This is a genomic window from Domibacillus aminovorans, from assembly GCF_001643235.1.
Taxonomy (GTDB): domain Bacteria; phylum Bacillota; class Bacilli; order Bacillales; family Domibacillaceae; genus Domibacillus; species Domibacillus aminovorans.
In genome coordinates, this window is sequence record NZ_LQWY01000068.1 from 1 (window position 1) to 1,844 (window position 1,844).

4 protein-coding genes are annotated in these 1,844 nt (G+C 42.1%); all 4 read right to left on the bottom strand.

Annotated features, from left to right (window positions below; genetic code table 11):
* Nucleotides 1-22: 22 nt before the first annotated feature.
* The 4 genes from AWH49_RS17810 to AWH49_RS21420 all read right to left on the bottom strand — a co-directional run bounded on the left by AWH49_RS17810 (nucleotide 23) and on the right by AWH49_RS21420 (nucleotide 1,802).
* On the bottom strand, nucleotides 23-214 hold the full coding sequence (locus tag AWH49_RS17810; protein WP_063966817.1) for a hypothetical protein: 192 nt from the start codon (nucleotides 212-214) through the stop codon (nucleotides 23-25).
* A 221-nt stretch (nucleotides 215-435) separates the two neighbouring features.
* Nucleotides 436-1,149 (bottom strand): hypothetical protein, encoded by a 714-nt coding sequence (locus tag AWH49_RS17815; protein ID WP_063966818.1) that lies wholly within the window; start codon nucleotides 1,147-1,149, stop codon nucleotides 436-438.
* A 31-nt stretch (nucleotides 1,150-1,180) separates the two neighbouring features.
* Nucleotides 1,181-1,612 (bottom strand): hypothetical protein, encoded by a 432-nt coding sequence (locus AWH49_RS17820; protein WP_063966819.1) that lies wholly within the window; start codon nucleotides 1,610-1,612, stop codon nucleotides 1,181-1,183.
* Nucleotides 1,593-1,802, bottom strand: a complete 210-nt coding sequence (locus AWH49_RS21420) for a Holliday junction resolvase RecU (protein WP_425305723.1) — start codon at nucleotides 1,800-1,802, stop codon at nucleotides 1,593-1,595. Before AWH49_RS21420 ends, AWH49_RS17820 begins: the two co-directional genes overlap by 20 nt.
* Nucleotides 1,803-1,844: the final 42 nt, after the last annotated feature.

Genomic DNA, 1,844 nt, shown 5'->3' on the forward strand with positions numbered 1-1,844 from the left:
CTTCAAGCAACTCGTAAGAGTTCTAAGTGGCGGGTGGTTCAATTAAAGGATCTTGGATAACAGGCAATAGGTTATCGGCATGAATAGGAACAAAGCTGATTCTTTCGCTGCCCATGTCCACAAATAAAAAGCCTTTGTGATAGTACATTACTTCGTAGGTATCACCCTCATCTAAAGTGACAGTCACATTATGAAACGTATAAGATTTTGTCATTTTGCTCTCCTTTTTTTAGTGAATAGTTTGTGTCTACTGTTGATCAATTGACCCACGGTTCGCCATTAAATCATCTTTCTTTAACCTTTTGAGTTCACATAAGCAAGGATCGACACAACAAAAGCAGCTACTGAAAACAAAAACGTGAAAATTTCAAACATGATTGAATCTCTCCTTTTTGAAAGTGGAGCGGCCACGATCGGCAGCCGCTCCCGTATTGATTAATCGATGACGTATACTTTTTTATCTGCAATTTCAGCAGCAAGATTTTCTTTCAAATATTCAGCGATGCTTGCCATCGCATTGAGCTCCCATGCCGCTCCATCCGCCTCAAACAATGCCACGTTCGGGCCTTCTTTCAATCGCAGGATAAATTCCGATTCAGGCTGTGTCACTTCTACAAACGTTCGGAACGGCTTCAATGTGACCGGATTCGGAACGTTCTCTACACCTACAGACGTAATACCTGTCTTTGCTGTCACACGCTGCGTTATGCCTGTATCCTCCGTTTTAAGGGAATTATCTTCGACGATAGAGCTGATCAGTTTTAATACACTGTCCCGATCTTCGTTTTTAACAAAGCACGCCTGTAGCTGCACATTGAAGTTTTCACGGTCCATATATCGTTCAAAAATGATACTTGGCAGCATAGCTGTTGCTTTTACGTATGTGCGGCGGTCATTTTCATCATTAAGTGCATCGTACACTCTGACTGACCGTGGCGACTCAACATGAATGAGCAATTTCCGCTCATGATCAAAATTAGACTGGACGTAATCAACAAGACCGGACAAACTGCGTAACTCAATTGGCGCTACATCATGTTCACGATCCAGTCGTGTTAAGGAAACAGGCGTATAGGTTTTCCCATCTTTTGTTTCAACGATTTCCGGGCGTTTTAATCCGATAATGTACTGCAATGCTTCTTTCAACATAGTGAATTCCTCATCTCATATAATTTTAGTTTTAGTTAAAGTTGACCCTACGAATCTTGCTTGATTCTCCCTCTTTTTCAGCGGCAGGCGGTGGACTGTCTTCCTCTCCAACTTTTTCGCCGGTGTCTTTCGCGATATCTCCATCGTTATCAATGAACAGCTGGCCAGGTACCCCAGACTTTAATTCGGCACCTTGTACATCACCCACTTCGTCACGACCAATAATCACTTTTGTACCAACGGACTGCATTGGTGCCAGTGACGATTTTGTTTCCACATCGACATAGGCCAAATCCCTTTTTTTATCCGCTTCAAAGGTCAGCTTCACAGTGATCGTGCGTTTTTTCTTCCAATCTGTATTTGGATCAGCTATATTTTCATAGACCTTTTGCATTTCAATGCCTACCTGCTCTGCCATTCCACCTTCTGCAAGCGTATTTAAATCAATCGATTGTTTTGTCATGCTTTCTCTCCCTTTCACAATGAATTAAGTAATCTATCGCAACGCCACGAGTGGCCTTAATTTCCGGACAATGATATTCCAACGCCTCAATTGGAATTGATTTTCTTCCTCCGTTACGCGCTTCAAGCCAATATTCTTCAAAGATGCTGAACGGGACAAAAAACTTTTTGTGTAGCTTGGCAAATTCGATATTGAACTACCCACCACTTATCGATCTTACGATCTGATTGAA

What these genes read in the sequence shown, in the direction of transcription:
- AWH49_RS17810 (WP_063966817.1), bottom strand. Translation starts at nt 214, where the DNA reads ATGACAAAATCTTATACGTTTCATAATGTGACTGTCACTTTAGATGAG.
- AWH49_RS17815 (WP_063966818.1), bottom strand. Translation starts at nt 1,149, where the DNA reads ATGTTGAAAGAAGCATTGCAGTACATTATCGGATTAAAACGCCCGGAA.
- AWH49_RS17820 (WP_063966819.1), bottom strand. Translation starts at nt 1,612, where the DNA reads ATGACAAAACAATCGATTGATTTAAATACGCTTGCAGAAGGTGGAATG.